23 protein-coding genes are annotated in these 22,181 nt (G+C 67.4%); 7 read left to right on the forward strand and 16 right to left on the reverse strand.

Annotation, left to right across the window (positions count from 1 at the left end; genetic code table 11):
• Positions 1-88: 88 nt before the first annotated feature.
• From VGD28_RS17345 to VGD28_RS17390, 10 genes are all read right to left on the reverse strand, one after another.
• Entirely contained in the window at positions 89-1,096 is a 1,008-nt protein-coding gene (locus tag VGD28_RS17345) for an RcnB family protein (protein ID WP_331029609.1), read from the reverse strand.
• 192 nt (positions 1,097-1,288) lie between these two features.
• Positions 1,289-1,774: a GAF domain-containing protein gene (locus VGD28_RS17350; protein ID WP_331029610.1), complete on the reverse strand. Its 486-nt coding sequence runs from the start codon at positions 1,772-1,774 to the stop codon at positions 1,289-1,291.
• A gap of 41 nt (positions 1,775-1,815) precedes the next feature.
• The gene (locus tag VGD28_RS17355) at positions 1,816-2,268 is read right to left on the reverse strand and encodes a hypothetical protein (protein WP_331029611.1); all 453 of its coding nucleotides are present in this window, start codon (positions 2,266-2,268) and stop codon (positions 1,816-1,818) included.
• A gap of 3 nt (positions 2,269-2,271) precedes the next feature.
• Positions 2,272-2,952, reverse strand: coding sequence for a DNA alkylation repair protein (locus VGD28_RS17360; protein WP_331029612.1), 681 nt, complete (start codon positions 2,950-2,952; stop codon positions 2,272-2,274).
• Positions 2,949-3,350, reverse strand: coding sequence for an alternative ribosome rescue aminoacyl-tRNA hydrolase ArfB (gene arfB, locus VGD28_RS17365; RefSeq protein WP_331029613.1), 402 nt, complete (start codon positions 3,348-3,350; stop codon positions 2,949-2,951). The genes VGD28_RS17360 and arfB overlap by 4 nt, the downstream gene beginning before the upstream one ends.
• Positions 3,343-4,035, reverse strand: coding sequence for an RNA pseudouridine synthase (locus VGD28_RS17370; protein WP_331029614.1), 693 nt, complete (start codon positions 4,033-4,035; stop codon positions 3,343-3,345). The genes arfB and VGD28_RS17370 overlap by 8 nt, the downstream gene beginning before the upstream one ends.
• Before the next feature lie 40 nt (positions 4,036-4,075).
• Positions 4,076-5,059 carry a glycosyl hydrolase family 43 gene (locus VGD28_RS17375; protein ID WP_414714519.1) on the reverse strand — a complete coding sequence of 328 codons (984 nt, stop codon included), beginning with the start codon at positions 5,057-5,059 and terminating at the stop codon, positions 4,076-4,078.
• A 153-nt stretch (positions 5,060-5,212) separates the two neighbouring features.
• The gene (locus VGD28_RS17380; RefSeq protein ID WP_331029616.1) at positions 5,213-5,995 is read right to left on the reverse strand and encodes a class III extradiol ring-cleavage dioxygenase; all 783 of its coding nucleotides are present in this window, start codon (positions 5,993-5,995) and stop codon (positions 5,213-5,215) included.
• Between the two features lie 4 nt (positions 5,996-5,999).
• On the reverse strand, positions 6,000-6,602 hold the full coding sequence (gene wrbA / locus VGD28_RS17385) for an NAD(P)H:quinone oxidoreductase (RefSeq protein ID WP_331029617.1): 603 nt from the start codon (positions 6,600-6,602) through the stop codon (positions 6,000-6,002).
• Between the two features lie 84 nt (positions 6,603-6,686).
• Complete coding sequence (locus VGD28_RS17390) at positions 6,687-7,385, reverse strand: pirin family protein (protein ID WP_331029618.1); 699 nt, start codon at positions 7,383-7,385, stop codon at positions 6,687-6,689.
• 194 nt (positions 7,386-7,579) lie between these two features.
• Here VGD28_RS17390 and VGD28_RS17395 point away from each other — a divergent pair, with 194 nt between their 5' ends.
• A complete protein-coding gene (locus VGD28_RS17395) occupies positions 7,580-8,509 on the forward strand; it encodes a LysR family transcriptional regulator (protein ID WP_331029619.1) in 930 nt (309 codons plus the stop codon).
• 53 nt (positions 8,510-8,562) lie between these two features.
• Here VGD28_RS17395 and VGD28_RS17400 read toward each other — a convergent pair whose 3' ends face one another.
• Complete coding sequence (locus VGD28_RS17400; RefSeq protein ID WP_331029620.1) at positions 8,563-11,511, reverse strand: TonB-dependent receptor plug domain-containing protein; 2,949 nt, start codon at positions 11,509-11,511, stop codon at positions 8,563-8,565.
• Between the two features lie 327 nt (positions 11,512-11,838).
• Here VGD28_RS17400 and ctrA point away from each other — a divergent pair, with 327 nt between their 5' ends.
• From ctrA to VGD28_RS17420, 4 genes are all read left to right on the forward strand, one after another.
• On the forward strand, positions 11,839-12,546 hold the full coding sequence (ctrA, locus tag VGD28_RS17405; protein WP_331029621.1) for a response regulator transcription factor CtrA: 708 nt from the start codon (positions 11,839-11,841) through the stop codon (positions 12,544-12,546).
• An 81-nt stretch (positions 12,547-12,627) separates the two neighbouring features.
• The gene (locus VGD28_RS17410) at positions 12,628-13,161 is read left to right on the forward strand and encodes a DUF1697 domain-containing protein (RefSeq protein ID WP_331029667.1); all 534 of its coding nucleotides are present in this window, start codon (positions 12,628-12,630) and stop codon (positions 13,159-13,161) included.
• A gap of 44 nt (positions 13,162-13,205) precedes the next feature.
• Entirely contained in the window at positions 13,206-13,502 is a 297-nt protein-coding gene (locus VGD28_RS17415; RefSeq protein WP_331029622.1) for an autorepressor SdpR family transcription factor, read from the forward strand.
• A complete protein-coding gene (locus VGD28_RS17420) occupies positions 13,499-13,873 on the forward strand; it encodes an ammonium transporter (RefSeq protein WP_331029623.1) in 375 nt (124 codons plus the stop codon). Before VGD28_RS17415 ends, VGD28_RS17420 begins: the two co-directional genes overlap by 4 nt.
• A 4-nt stretch (positions 13,874-13,877) precedes the next feature.
• On the opposite strand, the gene VGD28_RS17425 is transcribed toward VGD28_RS17420, so the two are convergent.
• Positions 13,878-14,207 carry a hypothetical protein gene (locus tag VGD28_RS17425; RefSeq protein WP_331029624.1) on the reverse strand — a complete coding sequence of 110 codons (330 nt, stop codon included), beginning with the start codon at positions 14,205-14,207 and terminating at the stop codon, positions 13,878-13,880.
• A 371-nt stretch (positions 14,208-14,578) separates the two neighbouring features.
• Positions 14,579-16,255, reverse strand: a complete 1,677-nt coding sequence (locus tag VGD28_RS17430) for an amidohydrolase (RefSeq protein WP_331029625.1) — start codon at positions 16,253-16,255, stop codon at positions 14,579-14,581.
• Between the two features lie 210 nt (positions 16,256-16,465).
• On the opposite strand from VGD28_RS17430, the gene VGD28_RS17435 reads away from it, so the two are divergent.
• Together VGD28_RS17435 and VGD28_RS17440 are read left to right on the forward strand one after the other, a co-directional pair.
• Entirely contained in the window at positions 16,466-17,710 is a 1,245-nt protein-coding gene (locus VGD28_RS17435; RefSeq protein WP_331029626.1) for a threonine ammonia-lyase, read from the forward strand.
• A gap of 269 nt (positions 17,711-17,979) precedes the next feature.
• Positions 17,980-18,753 carry an arginyltransferase gene (locus VGD28_RS17440; RefSeq protein WP_331029627.1) on the forward strand — a complete coding sequence of 258 codons (774 nt, stop codon included), beginning with the start codon at positions 17,980-17,982 and terminating at the stop codon, positions 18,751-18,753.
• A 5-nt stretch (positions 18,754-18,758) separates the two neighbouring features.
• Here the strand turns inward: VGD28_RS17440 and VGD28_RS17445 are convergent, their stop codons facing one another.
• The 3 genes from VGD28_RS17445 to VGD28_RS17455 form a co-directional block, all read right to left on the reverse strand.
• Positions 18,759-19,565 carry a transglutaminase family protein gene (locus tag VGD28_RS17445; protein WP_331029628.1) on the reverse strand — a complete coding sequence of 269 codons (807 nt, stop codon included), beginning with the start codon at positions 19,563-19,565 and terminating at the stop codon, positions 18,759-18,761.
• Between the two features lie 9 nt (positions 19,566-19,574).
• Complete coding sequence (locus tag VGD28_RS17450; RefSeq protein WP_331029668.1) at positions 19,575-20,510, reverse strand: alpha-E domain-containing protein; 936 nt, start codon at positions 20,508-20,510, stop codon at positions 19,575-19,577.
• A gap of 160 nt (positions 20,511-20,670) precedes the next feature.
• Positions 20,671-22,143: a circularly permuted type 2 ATP-grasp protein gene (locus VGD28_RS17455; RefSeq protein WP_331029629.1), complete on the reverse strand. Its 1,473-nt coding sequence runs from the start codon at positions 22,141-22,143 to the stop codon at positions 20,671-20,673.
• Positions 22,144-22,181 lie beyond the last annotated feature (38 nt).

A 22,181-nucleotide genomic window follows, 5' to 3' on the forward strand; every position in this document is an offset into this window, starting at 1 on the left:
CCCTGGCGGGGGAGGATCAAAGAATATCGAACATCGACTAATATAGCCCGCTACCGCCTTCCCCCCGGAGACGGCAGCGGGCGGCGCCTCAACGGCAATAGCAGTTCTTGCTCTTCACCGGCGCGCGATACAGTTTCTTGCTGGGGGCACGGCGCACGACCCTGCGCCCGCCATAGGTCACATATTCCTCGGTCACGGTCGTGGTCGTGGTCACCACCGGCGCCGACTGGATCACCACAGTCGTGGTCGCCGGGGCGCCGTAATAATAGCCTTGGGTGTAGCAGTTCGCGACGCACACCAGCGGCCGCGCCGCATAGCCCCGATGCCCATAGTCCCCGCGATAGTCGTAGCGGTCGTCATGCCGCAGGCGCACGTCGCGGTCATATTCGGACTCGTCCGCATAATCGGGCGCGTCGTAATCGACGCCATGGCCGCGATCCTCGTCGGCATCATAGCCGTCATCGTCATAATAGTCATAGCCATGGCCGTCGCGGTCCCAGTCGAGGCCGCTCACCGAATCCCACACGCGGCCGCGCCGGTCGATCAGCACCGCATCGTCATAATAGCGGATCCAGTCATAGCCCGCCGCCGGCGCGCTCAGCCCCCAGCTCGACCAGTCGTTGATCCAGAAGCCGCCGCCGATCCAGTAGCTCGGCAGCGTCCAGCCGCGCACCGGACGGCGATAGGCGCCCCAGCCACCCGGCGCCTTCCATCCGGCATGCCAGCGCCCGTCGATCCGCCGCCCCCAGCGGCCCGGGCGCATCGGCTGCCAATGGCCCGGCCGCGGTGTCCCGGGCTTCCATGTGCCGGGCCGATGCGGCGTTCCAGGCCTCCATCCGCCTTGCGGCGGTTGGCCAGGCCTCCATCCGCCTTGCGGCGGACGCGCCGGCTGCCAGCTGCCGGGCCGCGGCATGCCGGGACGCTGCGGCATGTGCCGCACGGCGGGCGCTCCCGCGGCAGGCGTCGCGACCATCGGTGCGGCCGGCGCGATCGCAACCGGCGCCGGGTAGGAGGCGCCCCGCACCTGCTGCGCGTGCGAGGGCATGGCGAGCGACAGGCCGCTGACGGCTGCGACGATCAGGGTGGCGGTACGCATCGTGGCGGCAAACTCCCTTTTGGAATCGCGCCGGCCAAAGGCGAAGACGCGAATCTTCACCCTTTCTTAACATTCTCGCCCGCGTCGCTCCACGATACGCTGTGGTTAAAAGTCCCAAATCGGGCCAATGGCTTAGTCGGCACTCAAGCCTGGCAGCCAAAGCCGTGCCAATTCAGAACAGCAAGATCCGCGTCAGCGCGCGATTCGCGGCGCCAGCAGCGCCGCCAGCGCCTCGCATCCCGCCGCGTCCTCGGCATCGAACCGTCCCCGCACGGGGCTATCGAGATCGAGCACGCCGATCAGCCTGCCCTCGTGCGAAATCGGCACGACCAGCTCGGCGTTGCTTGCCGCGTCGCACGCGATATGGCCAGGAAAGGCATGGACGTCCTCGACCAGCTGGGTCTCCCCGCTCGCCGCCGCGGCGCCGCATACGCCCTTGCCGAACGGGATGCGGATGCACGCCGCCTTGCCCTGGAACGGCCCGAGCACCAGCTCGCCCTCGACGTTGCGGTAGAACCCCGCCCAGTTGAGGTCGGGCAGATACTGCCAGATCAGCGACGCGGCGTTGGCCATGTTGGCGATGGCGTCGTCCTCCCCTGCGGTCAGCGCATCGAGCGCGGCCAGCAGGTCGCGGTAAAGCTCGGCCTTGGATCCGGCCGCGATGTCGAAACTGTACATGCATGCGCAAGTGGCCCGCGGCGGCGCCATGCGCAAGGGGATCAGGGGCAGCGCACGCGGTCCATCCCGTCCGCGCTCAACGTCCTCCCGTCCACCGAGAGGGTGAAGCGCCGCTCATTCTCCCACGTCTCGCCCTCGCCGGTGTAGCGCGCGCGCACCGCGATCGTTTGCCCCTCCTCGCGCACCGCCAGCACCTCGCCGCTGCTCTCGTGGAAACGGATGCGCTTCGCCTCGATCCGCAGCCGGCTGTCGTTGCGCGCGGTGCCGCAATCGGCCGCCACGCGATTCCACTCGCCCCGGAACGCCTCGGGGATCACCTCCGCTTCGGCCGGCGCGGACGGCGAGATTGCCGGGACCGGCAGCGGAGCTTCCGGCCCGGGCGCGGTCGGCCGCTCGGCCTCGTTCGTCACGGATGGCGGTGCCGCCTCCTGCGAGCAGGCGGCGAGGATCACGGGCAAAGCGAGCAGCAACGGGCGCATCCTGTCCCAACGCACGAGCTAGCGCGCGGTGCCCTTGCCGTCCGCCTTGGCAAAGGCGCGCAGCGCGTCCTTTCCGTTCCAGCGCGCGGTCCGGTCATCCGACGCGGCCAGCTTCGCCGCCAGTTCGCGCGCCGCCGCGCGCAGTGCCGGATCCTTCTTCCCGCCGATCGCGCGCAACGCCCAGTTGGCGCCCTTCTTCACGAAATTGCGTTCGTCGCTCGCCGCGCCCTCGATCAGCGCAAGGCCGCGCGGATAGTCCGCCGGCTTCCCGTGCAGCGCCAGGCAGGCAAGCAGCGCGAACCCCGCGCGCCGCCCCATCTCGTCGTTGAGCCGCGTCCACGGCTCCACCATCGCCGCCGCGCCATCGACCTTGTCGAACAGCTTGAAGCACGCGGTGTCGGTCACCGCCCAATTGTCGAACCCGGCGCGCCACGCGTCCATCTGCGCATGCGTCACCCGCGCCGGATCGTCGATCAGGAACGCAATCATCCGTCCCTCATAGACCCGCGTCCCCCACATCGCGGCCGCCAGATCATGATCCTTGCCCAGCGGCCTGGCGATCGCCTGGATCCGCGCCATCGGCACGCCGAACACGCGGTCGGCGGTGACGATGCCGTAGCGCGGCCCCATCGCATCGCGCACCTTGGCCGATCCCTCGGCCTCCAGCGCCGCCAGTACCGCTGCGGCCCGCGCGGTCATTCGATCCGCACCTTGCCGCGCCCGGCCTTGATCGCCGACCGCCCCTTCTTCTCGTCCACCCGCCGCGCCTTGGCCGCCTTGCTCGGCTTGGTCCTGATTCGCCGCGCATCGCGTTCGTGCGCCCTGGCGATCAGCTCCATCACCCGCTCGCGGGCATCCTGCCGGTTGGCCTCCTGCGTGCGGAATTTCCGCGCAGTGATCACCAGCTCGCCGCCCGCGGTCATCCGGCTCCCGGCCAGCTCCCTGAGCTTGGCATAGGCATAGGGCGGCAGGCCCAGCCTGAACACATCGACGCGCAGCTGCACCGCGGTCGCCACCTTGTTGACATTCTGCCCGCCCGGCCCGGACGCGGCGAGGAACTTCTCCTCGACGATCGCCGCCTCGGGCAGCTCAGGCATCGCTGGCCCCGGCTTCGTAGCCGCTCCCGCCAAACCCCATCGCCTTGAAGCGCTCGGGCGTCGGCGCCTCGGCATGGACGTCGGGCTTGCCCGGCCGCGGCACGGTGAGCTGCGCGGCGTGGAGCATCATCGTGCGCCCGCCCGCGACGCCATAGACCGGATCGCCGGTGATCGGGATACCCAGCCCCTCGGCGGCATGCACGCGGATCTGATGCGTGCGGCCGGTCTCGGGATAGAAGGCGACGAACGCCCGCCCCTCCTTCGCATCCAGCACCCGCCAGCGCGTCCGCGCCGCCTTGCCTCTCCGGCTGCCGTCCGCATCGCCCGTCATGCGCCAGCCGCGCTCCGCGCTCGATACCTTGATCAGCGGCAGGTCGATCAGGCCCGAAGACTCCTCGGGCACCCCGTCGATCACCGCCAGATAGCGCTTGGTCACCGCGCCCGCCTCGAACGCCTGCTGGAAGCGCGCATGCGCCTTGGGGTTGCGCGCAAGCAGCAAGCAGCCGCTCGTGTCGCGATCCAGCCGGTGCACCGCGGTCGGCCAGCGCCGGAAGCCGAAGGTCAGATTGCCCAGGTAATTCTCCAGGCTGACCGATCCGTCGCGCGGCGGATCGACCGGCAGGCCTGCGGGCTTGTCGATGATGATCGCCTCGCCGTCGATGAAGAGAACTTGGTCCTGGATCATGCCCCGCTTTGCGGAAAGGCGGGGCCGCATGCAATGGGGATCACTTCCCGTCAGGAAACGCAGCGACCAGCGCGTCATGCTCCTTGCGGCTGATCCGGATCATCGATCCGTGCCGCACGCCCGCCGGCATCGCGTAGCGGTTCCACGCCGGCACGCCGGTGTTGCCCGACACCTGATACCAAGGCCCTTCCAGCCGCCGCGCCTTGGACAGGCCGTATCCGGTCCCGGCATATTGCTCGTAATAGAGCAGCCATTCGCGATTCCCGGGCGATCGGATCAGCGTCGGCGCCTCGCGAAAATTGGGGCTGAGCGGCGGGCCGGGCTCGGGATAGGGGCCGAGCAGCGACGGCGCGCAGCTGATCCGGATCGTCTTGCCGGTCGTCCAGTCATAGGACGGATAGCGCTCGTCCTTGACGATCGCGCAATAGCCGCCCGCCGGGTTGGGCTGGATGACCGTGTCGATCGTCGCCATGTCCCATCCGAACAGCCGCCGCGGCGGCCCGTCGAAGGTCCTGAGGTCCTTCGACAGCACATAGAGCGTGCGCTGGCTCGCCCAGTAGCGCTCAGGGTCCTTGTCCGATCCCGGCACGTTCGGCGTGTGCCAGCTCAGCAGGAACTGACCCGACGGCTTGTCGAAATAGAGCTTGGGGGCGCCGATCCGCTGCATCGCGTTAGGTAGCCCGGCGATGCCCTTGAGGTCCGGCCGGTAGGTGCCATAGGGCGTCCAGCGGATCAGGTCGCCCGAGACCCAAAAACGGATCAGCGGATCGCTGTCGCTCTTGTTCCCCACCAGATAATAGCGCCCGTCCGGCCCACGCGCGATCGAGGCATGGCCGTGATAGTCGGCCGACACCGGCCTGCCGCCGTTCAGCCGCTTCCAGTGCAGGCCGTCGACGCTCGCCGAATAATAGAGGACGCCGTAGCGCTCCTTGGTCATGTGCGCGAACAGATAGGCCGTGGCGGGATCGACATGCGGCGTCTCGGGTGCGCCGGGCGGCACCTCCTGCCCTGCAGCCGCCGGCATGGCAGCGAGCGTCGCGATGGCGAGCAAGGTCCAGGGGAATCGCCGCATGCTTCACGCCTCCGCTACCCGCGCGCGGCGAAGCCTGCGGCTCCCGCGTCACCAGTCGCGGGATAGCCTGACGATTATTATCATACAAGTGCGATAATTAACCTGTCACCCGAAGCGATAGGAATCCATCGCCAGCACGCCATAGGTGTAGCTGTGGTGCAACCGCTGCCCCGGCATGCCGCCCGCCCCCATCGCGGTGAACAGCGGCAGGATGTGGTCCGGCGTCGGATGGTTCTGCCTGCCGAACGGAGCGCGCTCGACCGCATGCAGCACCGCATCTGTATCGCCCGCGTCCATCCGCTCTTTCATCCAGTCCGCGAACGCCGAGACCCACTCGGGCACCGCCGCATCATGGTCGCGCGCCTCGGCGAAGATCGCGCGCAGATTGTGCGTCAGGCTGCCCGATCCGATGATCAGGATATTGCGCTCGCGCAGCGGCGCCAGCGCCTGCCCTACGCGATGATGCCATTCGGGCGCATGCGCGCTGCTGATCGACAGCTGCACCACCGGCACGTCCGCCCCGGGCCAGGCGAGCATCAGTGGCACCCACGCACCATGGTCGAGCCCGCGCTTTGGATCGAGGAAGGCAGGGATCCCCGCCGTCTCGACCAATGCCGCGACCTCCGCCGCCAGCGTGGGATCGCCCTTCGCCGGATAGCGCAGGTCGAACAATTTCTGCGGGAACCCGCCGAAATCGTGGATCGTCGCCGGCGCCTCCACCGAGGTCACCACCGCCTCCGCCATATCGTGATGCGCGGAGACCATCAGAATCGCATCGGGCCGCTCGACCTGCCCGGCCAGCCCGGCGAGGAACTCCCGCGCCGGGCTGGGCTCGAACATGATCATCGGCGAGCCGTGCGATACGAACAGGGCAGGCTGACGCGCCATCGGATCAGCCGAACAGCTTCGCCGCGGTCTCGGCGATGCGCTTGCCCTGGTAGCGGGCGCCACCCAGATCCGCCTCGCTCGGCTGGCGGCTGCCGTCGCCATCGGCGATCGTGGTCGCGCCATAGGGGCTGCCGCCCTTCACCTCGTCCACGCCCATCTGCGCGGCATAGCCATAGTCGAGCCCGACGATGGAAAGCCCGTGATGGAGCAGGTTGGTGATGATGCTGAACAGCGTCGTCTCCTGCCCGCCATGCTGGCTCGCGGTCGAGGTGAAAGCACCGCCGACCTTGCCGACCAGCGCACCGCGCATCCAGATGCCGCCGGTCGTGTCCCAGAACGCCGCCATCTGGCTCGCCATGCGGCCATAGCGGGTCGGCGCGCCGACGATGATCGCGTCGTAATTGGCGAGCGCCTCGGGTCCTTCGATCACCGGATGCGAATGATCGGCCTGGAACCCCGCGGCCGCAACCACCTCGGGCGGCGCCGTCTCGGGCACGCGGCGGATATCGACCTCGGCGCCCGCCGAGCGCGCGCCTTCGGCAACCGCGTCGGCCATCTTCGAGAGATGTCCGTAGGACGAGTAATAGAGGACCAGAACCTTGGCCATGATGTGTCTCCTGATGTGTAGAGGGGGGTGGAGCGGCCCGCCTTGGGAAGGGGGGCAGGCCGCGGGCCGCTCCGGGGGGTCTTGTCAGTCGGCGTCGACCAGGACGATCTCGGCGTCCTCGATCGCGGTGATCGTCACGGTCTGCCCGCCGGTCAGGGCGGCGCCGTCACGCGCGTCGAAGGGCTGTCCATCGATCGTGATCTTGCCCACCGCGGGAACGAGATAGGCATAGCGCCCCTCGCCCACCGTGTGCGTCAGGCTCTCGCCCGCCTTGATCGTCGCGCCCAGCACGCGGGCATCGGCGCGGATCGGCAGCGCGTCGGTGTCCTCGGCAAAGCCCGAGGCCAGCGTCACGAACCTGCCCGAGCGCTCGCCCTTGGGAAACGGCTTGGCGCCCCAGCTCGGCGCGCCGCCTTCGGCCCGCGGCACGATCCAGATCTGGAACAGCGTCGTGGTCTCCGGCTCGAGATTGTACTCGGCGTGCCGCACGCCGGTGCCCGCGCTCATCACCTGGACGTCGCCGGCGCCGGTCTTGCCGGTGTTGCCCATCGAGTCCTGGTGCGTGATCGCCCCGGTGCGGACATAAGTGATGATCTCCATGTCCTTGTGCGGGTGCGCCGGAAAGCCGCTGTTGGGCGCGATCTCGTCGTCATTCCACACGCGGAGCGATCCCCAGCTCATCCGGTCGGGGTCGTAATAGTTGGCGAAGCTGAAGTGATGGCGAGCGTTGAGCCACCCGTGATCGGCATGGCCCAGGCTGTCGAACGAGCGTTTCTCGATCATGTGTGCCTCCTTGGTTGACGCCCAAGATAGGCTCTGCGATCAGTGCGTAAATGGAAACGTCCGAAACAGATCGTTTCGTATTTACAGACAAGCCGTCACCCCGGCCTTGAGCCGGGGTCAAGCTTCTTACACGTCGCGGAAGGAGCGGGACCCCGGCTCAAGGCCGGGGTGACGGAGTTGATCAGGAGCAACCGATGCGCTTACCCGATTTTGAAGCCTGGGCGATCTTCGCCTGCGTCGTCGAGCACCGCTCGTTCAGCGGCGCTGCTGACGCGATCGGCGTGTCCAAGGCGACCGTGTCCAAGGCGATCGCCCGCCTGGAAACCCAACTCGGCACCGCACTATTCCATCGCACCTCGCGCCGCCTCACCCTCACCGACAGCGGCAATGCGCTGGCCGAGCGCGCCGGCCGCATCCTGGCCGAGGCGCAGCAGGCCGAGGAGGCCGCGCTCGATGCCGCCAAGGCGCCCTCGGGCCTGGTCCGCATCGCCGCCCCGATCACCTTCGGCATCCGCTTCGTGTCCGACGCGATCGCCGACCTGCTCGTCGCGCATCCCGGCATCGAGATCGATCTGCGGCTGTCCGACGCGCGCGTGGACATCGTCGCCGACGGCTTCGACATCGCGCTGCGCATCGCCGATCTGCCCGACAGCTCGCTGCGCGCCCGCCGCCTCGCCCCGATCACCGCGCGCGTCGTCGCAGCGCCCAGCTATCTCGAGAAGCACGGCACCCCGCGCCATCCGGCCGACCTCGCCCACCATGCCTGTTTCCTCTACGCCAATGCGATCGGCGCCTGGCATTTCCGCAAGGCGGATGGCGAAGAGGCGGCGGTCCGTCCCGCCGGCCCGCTGATCACCGACAATGGCGACGCGATGCTCCCGGCTCTGCGCGCCGGACTCGGCATCGCCCGCCTGCCCGATTTCATCATTGACGAGGATCTGGCGAAGGGGACGCTGGTCGAGATCCTCACCGGCTGGTCGCCGATGAACATCGCGCTTCATCTGCTCACCCCGCCCAGCACCCTGCGACCGGCGCGAGTCGAGCTGGTGATCGACTATCTCTCGCACCGCTTCCGCAACATCTGCAGCAGGGTCGAGGCCGAGCGGACCGCGAGCCGCGCATAGAAAAAGGCCGGCCCGCGCACCCGCGGACCGGCCTGTTTTCCTGTGCCTTCAGATCAGAGCTTGTAGCGGAAGCCGATACGGAACTGACGTCCCAGCATGTCCGAGTAAGTGGTGTTCGATGCGTTGCCCGTCTCCGGAACCAGCAGCGGCCAGCGGTTGAACAGGTTGGTCACATTGAAGAACACTTCCGCTTCGGAGCTGCCTGCCTTGACCTTCTGGGTCAGGTTGAGGTCGGCATAGAACAGCCCCGACACGCGATTGTTGTCATAGGTCGGGAAGTTCGTCGTCGAGAGCGGGCAGCCGCTGGTGCACTCGATGCCGTTCGCGACATATTTGCCTGCGCTTATGCCACGGCCCGTGAACGTCGCCGAGAAGGTCGGCGTCTCGTAGTTGATGCTGCCGCGGAAGATCCAGGTCGGCGTGCTGAACTGGCCGCCATTCGCGCCGACGGTGTTCACCGGCGCCGAGCCGGCGACACCCGTCACCGCCAGATTCTCGATGTAGCGCGTCGCGATACCGCGCAGCGTGACCTGCCCGCCGCCCAACGGGATGCGATAGGCGGCGTCGAAGTCGATGCCGCGCACCAGCCGGCGGACATAGTTGAACGGCTGGGTGCGGATCAGCAGATAGGGCGCTCCGGGCTGCGAACGCGCCGGATCGGTGGTGATCGCATCACAATATTCCTGAACCTTGTCCGCGTAGCAACGATTGACCACCTCCTGCGCGGTGATGGAGTCAATCGCTCCTTCCAGGTCGATGCGGAAATAGTCGGCCGATATGGTGAAGCCGGGCAGGAAGCGCGGCGACAGCACTGCACCGATGTTCCACGAATTGGCGACTTCGGGCTTCAGGTTCGGATTGCCCGTGGTCAGGCCCGAATAACCGTAGCGCTGCGGTCCGTTCGCACCGTCCTGAGTATAGATCGGGTTCGCCACGGAGTCGCTGTTGGCGGTGCCCGCCTGGTACAGCTCGTTGAGGTTGGGCGCGCGGATGTCGCGCGAGCGGGTCACGCGGATCCGGATATCCTCGATCGGCTGCCAGGTCGCGCCCAGCTTCCAGGTCGTGACATAGCCGGCGTTCGAGTAGTCGGTAGCGCGCACCGCACCGTTGAACTCGAGCCCGAAGCCCAGCGGCACGACGGTCTCGAGATAGGCTTCCTTCACCCGGTATTTGCCCCGGAAAGGCAGATAGTTGCCGACCGACCAGGCGTTGCTGGTGGTCCCGTTGGGATTGATCACCGGCTGGAACTCGGTCGGCACGCTGCCGCGGATCTTCTCCTCGCGATACTCGCCGCCCACCGACACGCTGACGTCGCCGGCCCAGGTCGCGAACGGCGTGAAGGCCCAGTTGGTGCCGACCACGATCTGCTCCAGCACCTGATCGCGATACGGATCGCCGAGCACATAGTCGATCGCCGCCGGATTGGCGACGCCCAGGCCGAGGCGGTTGAGCGGCACGCAGTTCGGATCGTCGTTCGTCGTGCTGGCATCGACGTTGATCAGGCACTGGATCGAGCCGACCGCATAGCCGCGCGCGTTGCCGGCCGGCGCGAACGCCGCGGCGGTGGCGGCATTCATGCGCGCGGTGTGCATGATGTTGCGCAGCTGCTCGCGCACGTCGGACCGGCCATACTGGCCATAGAAGTCCCAGCGGGCGGTCCTGCCGAACGCATCGAACGTGCCTTCAAAGCCGAGGACATAGCGCTGGACCTTGCGCTCGTTGTCGATCGCGCGGAACGGCAGGTCGGCGGCGGTCGTGGCCAGGGTGAAGCTGCTGACGCCGTTCAGCCGCGCAGCGCCCAGGGTCTGCAGCGCAAAGGCGTTGCAGGTGACGGGCGTCGGGACGGTGGTGCAGCCCGTAGTGGTATAGGTGATGCCGGTCGACAGGTTCGGACCCGCGTTGAAGAACACCTTCTGGTGGTTGTAAGATCCCTCGAAGAACATCTCGACGCCGTCGAGAATCTCGTAGCTCAGCCGGCCGAACACGCCCCAGCGATCGTCTTCGGGCATCAGGCCGATGCGGCGGCCGGAGTCGTTGACTTGCCACGACCCGTTCTGGACCACCGACGGCGCAGAAGCGCCGCCGAGGGCGGGGAACTGGAAGGTGCCGTAATCGAAAACGTTCACCGAACCGCCCTGACCGAAGTACAGGCCGCGCAGCGCGGTGCTGGTGATCAGACCGCCGGGCGTCGAGTTCGAGGCGCCGACATTCCGGAGCGTCGTGATGTAGCGCGGGACCGTCGCGTTGGCGCTCCACGCCGGGTTCTCCACCCGGACATAGCCGGTGTGGTTCCACTTGCGATCGATCGGGTCGATCTCGAAGATGCCGTCCTGGTGCGCGATCTCGGCATTGAACAGCACATGGCCGCGCCCGCCGGCGAACGAGGTGCCGCCCGAGACGCTGCCCGAATAGTTGAAGCCGTCGCCATAGGTGGTGACGCCGGCCTCGCCGGTGACGCGCAGCCCCTCGAGCTTCTTGTTGAGCACGAAGTTGACCACGCCGCCGACGGCGTCCGAGCCATAAGCCGCCGAAGCGCCGCCGGTCACCACCTCCACGCGATCGACCAGTCCCTGCGGGATCGTGTTGATATCGACCCATCCGTAGATCGTCGAGCCGACCGAGCGGCGGCCGTCGAGCAGGACCAGAGTACGGCCCTCGCCCAGGTTGCGCAGGCTCAGTGCGTTGATGCCCGCCGAGCCGTTCGACAGGTTGAGGCGCGAGTTGGCCGGCTTGGTCGAGCCGGCAAGCTGCGGCAACTGGTTGACGAAATCGGCGATGTTGTTGGTCGGCGAGGTATTCTCGATGTCCTGCCGCGTCAGAACGGTCAGCGGCGTCGGCGCCTGGAACCCGTCGCGCACGATGCGCGTGCCGGTGACGACCACCTCGCCCTCGCGCTCGGGTTCCTGTGTCGCCGGGGCGGGTGCGGGGGCCGGAGCGTCCTGCGCAAGAGCCGGTTGCGCCAGCGCGCAAACCGAGACGAGAAGCGCGGCTTTGATCTTCATATTGACCCCCTGAGTGTCCCGGCCCGCGTTATCGCGTGACCACCCCTGAAAGGGCGAAGCTAACCACGCGAGCTCTCGGTCGGCAAACGCAAAAAAAGGAGGAGTCCCATAGACTGGGGATATGGCCTGCGACCGTGATAAAAAGGCGACAGCCGCGCGTATCCAGGTGGCGCGCGTGCCTACGCGCTTCCGCCGGATTCGCCGCGACTCGCGGATTCCCGCGGGTTAGCACTAAATTAACCTTTTGCCTTCAGACCTGCTTAGGTTAATGAATCAGTCGCGTTGCGGCCACAGGGGGCTGGCAACCGGCACAGGGGGATCCCGCACATGCGCGTGCTGCTGATCGAAGACGAGCCGACGACTGCCAAGGCGATCGAGCTCATGCTCTCGACCGAGGGCTTCAATGTCTACACCACCGATCTGGGCGAGGAAGGCCTCGATCTGGGCAAGCTGTACGATTACGACATCATCCTGCTCGATCTGAACCTGCCGGACATGCATGGTTACGACGTCCTCAAGAAGCTGCGCGTCGCACGGGTGCAGACCCCGGTGCTGATCCTGTCGGGCATCAGCGAGATGGACAGCAAGGTGCGCTCGTTCGGCTTCGGCGCGGACGATTACGTCACCAAGCCGTTCCACCGCGAGGAGCTGGTCGCGCGCATCCACGCCGTGGTCCGCCGCTCGAAGGGCCATTCGCAGTCGGTCATCCGCACCGGCAAGCTGGCGGTGAACCTGGATGCCAAGACCGTCGAGGTCGACGGCGCCCGCGTCCACCTGACCGGCAAGGAATATGCGATGCTGGAGCTGCTCTCGCTCCGCAAGGGCACGACGCTCACCAAGGAAATGTTCCTCAACCACCTTTATGGCGGCATGGACGAGCCCGAGCTCAAGATCATCGACGTCTTCATCTGCAAGCTGCGCAAGAAGCTCAGCATGGCATGCGACGGCGAGAACTATATCGAGACCGTGTGGGGCCGCGGCTATGTGCTGCGCGACGCCGAAGAAGTCGCCGTGCCGGTCAGCGCGGTCGCCTGACGCGAGCTTTCACGCAGAAGGGCAAATGGCCGCGGGATCCGACCGGGTTCCGCGGCCATCTCTTTTGACCGGAGCACGACCCTGGCAACCCATGTCGCCCTCCTCCACAGCGTCACCCTCGCGCCGGGCAAGCGGCTGGTGATGGCCGAATGGCGCGATATGATGGCGGCGATCGGCCTCGAGCGCCCGCATACCCTGATCGCCACCGGCAACGCGCTGTTCGACAGCAGCGGCGCGTCGGTCGCTCAGCTCGAGCAACGGCTCGAGACCGCCTTCGCCCGGCGCTTCGGCCGCCACATCGACACGATCGTGACCACCGCCGCGCAATGGCACGGCCTCGCCGCCGCCAACCCCTTCCCCGAGGAGGAGGACGGCACCCGGATCGCCGTGCGCGTCATGCGCACGCCGCTCGACCCGTCAGCCCTCGCCGCGCTCGCGCCCTATGCGACGCAGGGCGAGCAGCTGAAGCTGGTCGACGGCCATCTCTGGCTGCATTTCGCGCAGGATCCGGCGCGCTCGCGCCTCACCGCGCAGCTCACGATCAGGCGGCTCGGCGCGGGCACCGTGCGCAACTGGAACACCGTGCGCCGGCTGGACGAGATGATCGCCGGCTAGAAGCGCCGCTTGACTCATTTCGATGATTAGCTAATTATCGATTTATGAGCCAGGTCTTCAAAGCCCTTTCCGATCCCACCCGCCGCCGCGTGCTTCAGCTGCTGCGCAAGGGGCCGATGAGCGCAGGCGAGCTCAGCGACCAGTTCGACGTGTCGAAGCCGACCATGTCGGCGCACTTCGCGGTGCTGAAGGAGGCCGATCTGGTCCACACCGAAAGGGACGGCAAATCCGTCATCTATCACCTGAAGCTGACCGTGCTTGAAGAGGCGCTGCTCGGCTTCGTCCATTCGTTCGGCATCGGCGCGGAAGCGGCCGATCCCGGGAAGGAGACCGCACGATGAACAAGGAACTGATCCCCGGCATCGCCTGGGCTGCCGGTGCCATCGGCCTCGCCCTCGGCGCCACCGCCGCGCGCAAGGCCGGGCTGATCGACGGCGACACCGTCGTCCGGCTGGTCATCGGCTTCAACGGCCTGATGATCGCATGGTTCGGCAACCGAATGCCCAAGAACTTCGTGCCCGACGCCCGCGCGCGACAGGTCGCCCGCGTCGGCGGCTGGTCGATGGTGCTCAGCGGCCTCGTCTATGCCGGCTTCTGGGCGTTTGCGCCGATCCAGACCGCGGTGATCGGCGGCTGCGCCGCAGTGCTGCTCGGGATCGCGGTAACGGTCGGCTACGCGCTGTCGCTACGGGGCAAGGCGAACGCGGCCTGAAGGATCACACTTTGACCAGCCGTTCGCACGGCTTCGTCCCGATGACCTTCACGGTCGTATGCATGTGCCGGGTGACATAGCCGACCTGCTTGCGGACGCCGTTCCTGCAGCGGACCTCGATGGTGCCCTCGACCCGTGGAATGGCATAGAAATAGCCGCCCCACAGCCTGTGCAGCGCTCGCTCGGTGCTTCCATTGCCGGCCACCGCCGTTTCGACGCCCCCTGTCTCGTCGATCACGACCATCGATCCGGCCAGCCAGAAAAAGGCCGCGATCGACACCAGGGCAAAAGCGCCGATCAACCATGGCAGGGGGCTGGAAAGCAGCGTGCGCATCGGTCGAGCATCCACCACATGTCCAGCCTCCGCAAGGACCCATAACGCCCTTCCAATGTTGGAATTCATCTGATCTATCCTGATCGATGAAACAGCGGAAATCCCGGCGCCAGTCAGGTCCGCCGCGTCACCGCCGCGCGGATGGCGCGTCGCTGCCGCGTCCCGCGCCGGTGCCGTTCGTTTCCGGCGCGTCGGTGCGGCGTCAACGCCGCGTCGGACGAGCGTCGATGACGCGCAACTGGCGCGTCGGTGACGCGTCGCAGGCGCGTCGTGGAGCGAAACCGGTGCAAACCCGGCGCGTCGCCGGCGCTTCCGCCGAAAAACCCCTGTTTTCTGTCAACTTTGTAAATCGCCGCGCAACGGCGGACCGATCAGCGCCCCTGTCCTGTCCCCGCCGCGTCGCTGCGCCGGTACACGCGCTGCCCGCCGACCCAGGTCTCCAGCACTACCGTGCCGCGCAGATCGGTCGGCGACGACAGCAGCGGGTCGCGGTCGACCACGATGAAATCCGCCAGCAGCCCGGGCGCGAGATGACCGAACAGCTTCTCGCCGAACCCGGCATAGGCTGCGTCGATGGTGAAGGCCTTCCATGCCTGCTCCCTGGTCACCGCCTCCTCCGGACGCCAGCCGCCGAACGGCTGGCCCTGCGCGTCCTGCCGGGTGAACGCCGCCGCCCAGCCCTCGAACGGGTTGGGGCTCTCGACCGGATAGTCCGATCCGAACGCCAGCCGGACCTTGTTGTTCAGCATCGATTTCCAGGCATAGGCGCCCGCCAGCCGCGCTGGCCCCAGCCGCGCTTCGGCCATCGTGCGGTCGCTGGTCTGGTGCACCGGCTGCATCGAGGCGATGATGCCGTGCTTCGCGAAGCGCGGCAGATCGGCGGGGTCGACGATCTGGGCATGCTCGATCCGCCAGCGCCGGTCGCCGTTGAACGTGTCCGATACCTCGTCGATCGCGTCGAGGACCTGCTGGTTGCCGCGGTCGCCGATCGCGTGAATCGCGAACTGGAAATTGTCCATCGCCCCCCGGCTGATCGAGTTGAGCAGCTGCGCGTCGGTCAGGAACGGCAGCCCGCTATTGCCCGGCGCGTCGGCATAGGGCGCCTTGAGCCATGCCCCGCGCGAGCCGAGCGCGCCGTCGACCATCAGCTTGATCCCGCCCATCCGCAGCTTGTCGCCGTAGAGCCACGGCGTCGGGCCGGTGCCGGCCGCAACCAGCGCGGTATCGACTCCCGCCGCATAGCTCATGATCCGGAGGCGCAGCGCGCCGAGGTCACCCATGCGGCGGAAGGTCTGCCAGTCGTCCAGGCTGGTGCCCATGTCGGCGCTGGCGGTGACGCCCAGGCTCAGCAACTGATCCTGCGCCTTGAGGAACGCGGCGTTGCGGTCGCGGGGGGTGGGCTTGGGCAGCGCCTTCTCGATCAGCTCCATTGCCGCGTCGACGAACACCCCGCCCGGCTTGCCCGCGATCAGCTCGATCCGGCCGCCTATGGGCGATTTGGTCGCGGCGGTGATCCCGGCGGCACGCATCGCCGCGCTGTTCGCCCAGCCGGCATGGCCGTCGGCGCGCACGAACCATGCGGGCTTGTCGCCGGTCGCAGCGTCCAGCTCGGCAGCGGTCGGGAAGCGGCCCAGCGCCCAGGCTTCCTGGTTCCACCCGCCCCCGGTCAACCACGGCCGCGCCGCATTCTCGAGCGCATAGCGGCGGATCGCCTCCTGCGCCTGCACGAGCGACGTGGTGGCGGACAGGTCGAGCGCGAGTGCGCGGAAGCCCAGCCCCATCACATGGCCATGCCCGTCGATCATGCCGGGGATCACCGTCCGGCCCTTCAGGTCTTCCTTCCAGTCGGGCCGCTCGGGCCGCTTGTCGCCGCGCTTCAGCAGCTTCGCCACCTTGCCGTCAGGCGCGATGACGATGCCGTTGAAGCGCACCACCTCGCCCTTCTCGTCCAGCGTCATGCCGTCGACATTCTCGACCAGCGCGTCGGCGTGGGCGGGCGAGGCGAGCAGCAGCGACGCGGTCAGGGCAAGCGAAACGGGAAGGCGCACAGAGGTCTCCGGACTGGCTGGCTGAAAAGCCACACTTGGCTGCGCTTTCGCATAGGCGGTGTTCCCCCGCCGCGCCAGATGGTCTACGGCCACACCGATCCGTTCGGGCTGAGCTTGTCGAAGCCCTGTTCTTCTCTGTGGAACGCGGAAAACAGAAAAAGCAGCCCTTCCCCCGGATCAAGTCCGGGATCAGGGCGAACGGAAGTTAGAATGGCAACCCAGGCAGCAACCGCACCGCAATCCCTCCCCGTCACCCTCGCCGACGTTCAGGCGGCGGCGGGCCGGATCATGGGCGCGGTGGTGCACACGCCGACACTGCACAGCAAGACGCTGTCAGATCTCACCGGCGCGAACGTCTATCTCAAGTTCGAGAACCTTCAGTTCACCGCGGCCTACAAGGAACGCGGCGCACTCAACACGCTGCTCCAGCTCGACGATGCGGCGCGGGCCAAGGGCGTGATCGCGGCCTCCGCCGGCAATCATGCCCAAGGCCTCGCCTATCACGGCAACCGGCTCGGCATCCCGGTCACGATCGTGATGCCCAAATCGACTCCGACCGTGAAGGTCATGCAGACCGAGAGCCACGGCGCGTCGATCATCCTCGAGGGCGAGACCTTCGACGAGGCCTATGCCCATGCCCGCCAGCTCGAGGCATCCAACGGCTATACCTTCGTCCATCCGTTCGATGATCCGCGCATCATCGCGGGGCAAGGCACCGTCTTTCTCGAAATGCTCGCCGACGCGCCGGCGATCGATACGCTGATCGTGCCGATCGGCGGCGGCGGGCTGATCTCCGGCGCACTGACCGTCGCCAAGGCCGCGGACAAGCCCATCGAAGTGGTCGGCGTGCAGGCCGAGCTGTTCCCGTCGATGTTCAACCGCGTCACCGGCGCACACGAGCCGATCGGCGGCGATACGCTGGCCGAGGGCATTGCGGTCAAGGAACCGGGCGGCCTCACCGCGCAGATCGTCGAGGCGCTGGTCGACGAGATCATGCTGGTCAGCGAGCGCAGTCTCGAGGAAGCGGTCAGCCTGCTCCTCCAGATCGAGAAGACCGTGGTCGAGGGCGCCGGCGCCGCCGGCCTCGCGGCGCTGATGACCCGGCCCGAGCGGTTCCGCGGCAAGACCGTCGGCATCATCCTGACCGGCGGCAACATCGACACGCGCCTGCTCGCCAACGTGCTGCTGCGGGACCTCGCCCGCTCGGGCCGCCTGGCCCGGCTGCGCATCCGTCTCCAGGACCGCCCCGGCGCGCTCTATCAGGTCGCCCGCATCTTCCAGGAGCAGGCGGTCAACATCCTCGAGCTGTCGCACCAGCGCATCTTCACCAACCTGCCGGCCAAGGGCCTGAGCCTCGACGTCGAGTGCGAAACCCGCGATCGCGCGCATCTCGAGCGGCTGAACATGGCGCTCCAGGACGCGGGTTACGAGGTGCGGCTGATCGAGCTCGCGTAAAGCCTCTTGGTTACTATCCACGTTTTCCACAGCTTGTGGACGAACTGAATCGCACGCGCGACGAACCGAGTCGCGCGACGCTTTCAGGTGAGTCATCACCTCGATAATGATTCACCACAGATGCGCCCGAAACGGCCTTGCGCGTCGTCCACAACTCCTTTCATCCGTTAACTCTCTTTCGTGGTGAATCGCCTTTTCATCACGATTCGCCTGATTCATAAGAGACGTATCGCACAACGGTTTCGGCGATCGGCAAGGGGCGCAGAAGGGTGACGGCACTTACCCGCTTTCCACGGTTCTTCGTGACCAGCCCCTCGCCATGCCCGTATCTTCCGGGCCGGCAGGAACGGAAGATCTTCACCGAGCTTTCGGGGCCACACGCGGGCGAACTGAACGACGCGCTCGGCCGGATCGGTTTCCGCCGCAGCCAGTCGGTTGCCTATCGCCCCAGCTGCGTCGGCTGCAACGCCTGCCTGTCAGTCCGCGTCGTCACCAACGAGTTCCGTCCGAATGCGACCCAGCGCAAGCTGGTACGCCGCCATTCCGACCTTGAGGTCACCGCCTGCCGCCCCTGGGCGACCGAAGAGCAGTTCGACCTGCTCCGTCGCTATCTGGCGAGCCGCCATCCCGGCGGCGGCATGACCGCGATGGACGAGAGCGACTATTCGGACATGGTCGAGCAGTCACCGGTCGGCACCTATGTGATCGAGTATCGAGAGCCCGCCGACCGTGGCGGGAAGCTGGTCGGCGCGTGCATCACCGATCATCAGGCGGACGGGCTGTCGATGATCTACAGCTTCTTCGACGCCGACAATGCCGACCGCCCGGGGCTGGGCAACCTGATCATCATGGATCACATCATCCGCGCCCGCACCGCGGGGCTGCCCTATGTCTATCTCGGCTATTGGGTGAAGGGCAGCGCGCGCATGGCCTACAAGACCCGCTACCAGCCGATGGAAGTGCTCGGCCCCAATGGCTGGCGCCCCTTCAGCGAGGAAGAGGCCGCGCCGCCCCGGCAGATGCAGGTGCGCGAGCTGGCCTGATCCTTCTAGGCGTCGCCGCCCAGCCGGCCCACTTGCAGCTCGACGTCCATCTCCTCGCCACCCTGCCCCAGCCTTGAGCCGGCGATCGATGCGGCGCCGGGCGCGTCCAGCCCCACCGCGACGCGCACATAGCATTCGTCCGGGCTGATCCCGGCGGAAGGGTCGAACCCCACCCAGCCCAGATCGGGCACCCATGCCTCGGCCCAACCGTGCGGTGCGCAGGCGTCTGCGCCCCGCCGGTAGCCGGAGACATAGCGCGCCGGCACGTCGATTGCGCGGGCGCCGGCGATGAAGATATGGGCCAGATCGCGCGAGCTCGGACGCGGCTTGGCAAATGCCTGCGCTGCCGACAGGCCGGAGTCGGGCAGGTCGGGAACGCCGGGGAAGCGCTTCGCCAGCGCCCTGTTCCAGCGATGCAGGCAATCGAGCGGGCCGCTGCAACCGCCGCGCGCTTCACCTGCGAACGCGGTCAGCGCCTCACTGGCGGCGGTGCGCGCGGTCTCGCGCAGGAACAGCCCCTCGGGCAGCGGCTCGTGGCTTCCGCGCACGACGCCGTTGGACTCGGTCGTCAGCACCTGCCCCGCCACGGTGATGTCGATGCTCTCCAACGGCCCTTCGGCATAGAGCATCGTCACCTTGTTGCCGAATCCGTCGATCGCGTCGCGCAGCCGCACGTCGCAATCGACGTCGACGCGCCAGGTCAGCACCGTCTGGTCGATCGTATCGCTAGGGGTCAGCCGCAGCATCTGCACCAGGCGCGACTGCGGCTCGCTGAACCGGTATTGCGTGTGATGCTCGATCGCGAGACGCATGGCCAGACCTCAAATGAACCGGAACTGCCGCGCGATCGATGCGTCGAGCATCGCATTCTCGCGGATGAACGCCTCGAGATATTCGTGCAGCCCGCTGACGATCACCTCATGGCTGCGCGTCTTCTGCATCCGCGCGATCCGCCCGCGCGCCATCCGGTCGGCCTCGCCCTGCAACCCGGTCCGCTTGGCCAGCGCGCTGAGCAGCTCGACCACCTCCTCGACGCACGCCGCCAGGCTGCGCGGCAACTCGGCATGGCAGACCAGCAGGTCGATCACGTTCACCGGCTCCAGCCCTTCGGTGTACAGCCAGCGATAGGCCGTGACCGCGGACACCGTCTGCAGGATCGTCGTCCACTGGTCGCGGTCCACCACCCCGCCGACCTGCTCCCCCTCGGGCAGCAGCAGGTGATATTTGACGTCGAGCAATCGCGCGGTGTTGTCCGCACGCTCGATCGCCGCGCCGAGCTGGATCAGCAAGGTCGCCTCGTTGCGCATCATCCGGTGAATCGCGCCCTCGAACCCGCGCGCCTCGGCCATCACGCCCTCGACCAGATTGAGCGTCGCCGCCGATCCGCCGGGGCTGGAGCGATTGGCGAACAGCAGCCACAGCCGGTTGATCGCGGTCCACGCTTCCCGCGTCAGCGCCGTGCGCACCGCCCGCGCATTGTTGCGCGCCTGCTCGAGGCAGCGCACGATCGACCCGGGATGAGTCATGTCGAGCGTCAAATAGCGCGCGACCGGCTGCTGGCTGACATTCTGCCCGGTCGCAGCGAACCCTTCGGCATTGTAGGTCACGCTGAGCGCGCTCGCCCAGGCCGCCTCACCCGCCGGGCGTGCCGACAGGGCATCGAGCCGGACCGTCGCCTCGACCAGCCGCGCGGTGAAGTCGGCCCGCTCGACATAGCGACCGAGCCAGTAGAGCGCCGCCGCGGTGCGCGAGAGCATGCGCATCAGTAAAGTCCTCCCCCGGAGGGGGTGGGGGACCGGCGCAGCCGGTGGAGGGGTAATCTCCCCTCGCAGGCGGTCTCGTGTGGGGAGATTACCCCTCCACCATGCTGCGCATGGTCCCCCTCCCCCACCGGGGGAGGAATAAGGAATCGTCCCCTCATGCCTGCACCTGCGTCTGGATCTGCCCATGCCCCTCGGGCAGCAGCACGAAGCTGTCCTTGGTCCCGCCGCCCTGGCTCGAATTCACCACCAGCGATCCTTCCTTGAGCGCGACGCGCGTCAGCCCGCCCGGCACCACGCGCACCCCGTCCGATCCGGTCAGGACGAAGGGCCGGAAGTCCACATGCCGCGGCGCCAGCCCCGTCTCGGTCACCGTCGGCACGGTCGACAGCGCGAGCGTCGGCTGCGCGATGTAGCGGTGCGGCTCGGCCTTGAGCGCGGCGCGGAACGCCTCGATCTCGGCCTTGCTCGCGGTCGGCCCCACCAGCATGCCGTAGCCGCCCGATCCGTCAACCAGCTTGACCACCAGCTCGCCCAGATGATCGAGCACGTAGCTCAGCGCCTCGGGCTCGCGGCAGCGCCAGGTCTCGACATTGGGCAGCTTCGCCTCGCTGCCCGAGTAGAATTTCACGATCTCCGGCATGTAGCTGTAGATCGCCTTGTCGTCGGCGATGCCGTTGCCCGGCGCGTTGATCAGCGCGACATTGCCCGCCCGATAGGCCGAGATGATCCCCGGCACGCCGAGCAGCGAGTCCGGACGGAACACCAGCGGATCGAGGAAATCGTCGTCGATCCGGCGATAGATCACATCGACCTTCACCCGCCCGGCGATGGTCTGCATGTAGACGACATCGTCATCGACCACGAGATCGGCCGCCTCGACCAGCTCGATCCCCATCGTGTCGGCGAGGAAGCTGTGCTCGTAATAGGCCGAGTTGAAATGCCCCGGCGTCAGCACCACGCAGACCGGCACGCCACTCGAACTCGCGCGCGTGGGGGCGACCGAGCGCATCGTCTCACGCAGCATGTCGCTATAGCTGTCCACCGCCGCCACGCGGAAGCTGCGGAACAGCTCGGGGCACAGCCGGATCATCGCCTCGCGATTCTCCAGCATGTACGAGACGCCCGAGGGGGTGCGGGCATTGTCCTCCAGCACCCAGAACTCGTCCGGCCCGGTGCGGACGAGGTCGATCCCGCAGATATGCGCCCAGATCCCGTGCGGCGGGCGGATGCCGGCGACCTCGGGCCGGAATTGCGGGTTCTTGAGGATCAGCTCGGCCGGGACCACGCCTTCCTTGAGGATGCGGCGCTCGCCATAGATGTCCTCCAAGAAGGCGTTGATCGCCTCGACACGCTGGACCAGCCCCGCGCTCAGCCGCTGCCATTCGTCATGCAGGAAGATGCGCGGCACGATGTCGAACGGGATGATGCGTTCGCTGGCGTCGCTGTCGCCATAGACGGCGAAGGTGATGCCGAGCTGGCGGAAGGTGGCCTCAGCCGATTGCTGGCGGCGATGCAGCTCGGATTGGGGGGTGTCGGCGATCCACTCGGACAGAGCGGCGAAATCGGGCCGCGGGTTCTCCGGCCCGCCATGACCCCAGATCTCATCGAACGCGCGGCCTTTCCCCATTCAGCCTCCCGGTGCCGACTGCCAACCGCTGGCGTGCC

The organism is Sphingomonas sp., assembly GCF_036402235.1.
Classification (GTDB): Bacteria; Pseudomonadota; Alphaproteobacteria; order Sphingomonadales; family Sphingomonadaceae; genus Sphingomonas.

What these genes read in the sequence shown, in the direction of transcription:
- VGD28_RS17345 (WP_331029609.1), bottom strand. Translation starts at nt 1,096, where the DNA reads ATGCGTACCGCCACCCTGATCGTCGCAGCCGTCAGCGGCCTGTCGCTC.
- VGD28_RS17350 (WP_331029610.1), bottom strand. Translation starts at nt 1,774, where the DNA reads ATGTACAGTTTCGACATCGCGGCCGGATCCAAGGCCGAGCTTTACCGC.
- VGD28_RS17360 (WP_331029612.1), bottom strand. Translation starts at nt 2,952, where the DNA reads ATGACCGCGCGGGCCGCAGCGGTACTGGCGGCGCTGGAGGCCGAGGGA.
- arfB (WP_331029613.1), bottom strand. Translation starts at nt 3,350, where the DNA reads ATGCCTGAGCTGCCCGAGGCGGCGATCGTCGAGGAGAAGTTCCTCGCC.
- VGD28_RS17370 (WP_331029614.1), bottom strand. Translation starts at nt 4,035, where the DNA reads ATGATCCAGGACCAAGTTCTCTTCATCGACGGCGAGGCGATCATCATC.
- VGD28_RS17375 (WP_414714519.1), bottom strand. Translation starts at nt 5,059, where the DNA reads ATGCCGGCGGCTGCAGGGCAGGAGGTGCCGCCCGGCGCACCCGAGACG.
- VGD28_RS17380 (WP_331029616.1), bottom strand. Translation starts at nt 5,995, where the DNA reads ATGGCGCGTCAGCCTGCCCTGTTCGTATCGCACGGCTCGCCGATGATC.
- wrbA (WP_331029617.1), bottom strand. Translation starts at nt 6,602, where the DNA reads ATGGCCAAGGTTCTGGTCCTCTATTACTCGTCCTACGGACATCTCTCG.
- VGD28_RS17390 (WP_331029618.1), bottom strand. Translation starts at nt 7,385, where the DNA reads ATGATCGAGAAACGCTCGTTCGACAGCCTGGGCCATGCCGATCACGGG.
- VGD28_RS17395 (WP_331029619.1), top strand. Translation starts at nt 7,580, where the DNA reads ATGCGCTTACCCGATTTTGAAGCCTGGGCGATCTTCGCCTGCGTCGTC.
- VGD28_RS17400 (WP_331029620.1), bottom strand. Translation starts at nt 11,511, where the DNA reads ATGAAGATCAAAGCCGCGCTTCTCGTCTCGGTTTGCGCGCTGGCGCAA.
- ctrA (WP_331029621.1), top strand. Translation starts at nt 11,839, where the DNA reads ATGCGCGTGCTGCTGATCGAAGACGAGCCGACGACTGCCAAGGCGATC.
- VGD28_RS17415 (WP_331029622.1), top strand. Translation starts at nt 13,206, where the DNA reads ATGAGCCAGGTCTTCAAAGCCCTTTCCGATCCCACCCGCCGCCGCGTG.
- VGD28_RS17420 (WP_331029623.1), top strand. Translation starts at nt 13,499, where the DNA reads ATGAACAAGGAACTGATCCCCGGCATCGCCTGGGCTGCCGGTGCCATC.
- VGD28_RS17425 (WP_331029624.1), bottom strand. Translation starts at nt 14,207, where the DNA reads ATGCGCACGCTGCTTTCCAGCCCCCTGCCATGGTTGATCGGCGCTTTT.
- VGD28_RS17435 (WP_331029626.1), top strand. Translation starts at nt 16,466, where the DNA reads ATGGCAACCCAGGCAGCAACCGCACCGCAATCCCTCCCCGTCACCCTC.
- VGD28_RS17445 (WP_331029628.1), bottom strand. Translation starts at nt 19,565, where the DNA reads ATGCGTCTCGCGATCGAGCATCACACGCAATACCGGTTCAGCGAGCCG.
- VGD28_RS17450 (WP_331029668.1), bottom strand. Translation starts at nt 20,510, where the DNA reads ATGCTCTCGCGCACCGCGGCGGCGCTCTACTGGCTCGGTCGCTATGTC.
- VGD28_RS17455 (WP_331029629.1), bottom strand. Translation starts at nt 22,143, where the DNA reads ATGGGGAAAGGCCGCGCGTTCGATGAGATCTGGGGTCATGGCGGGCCG.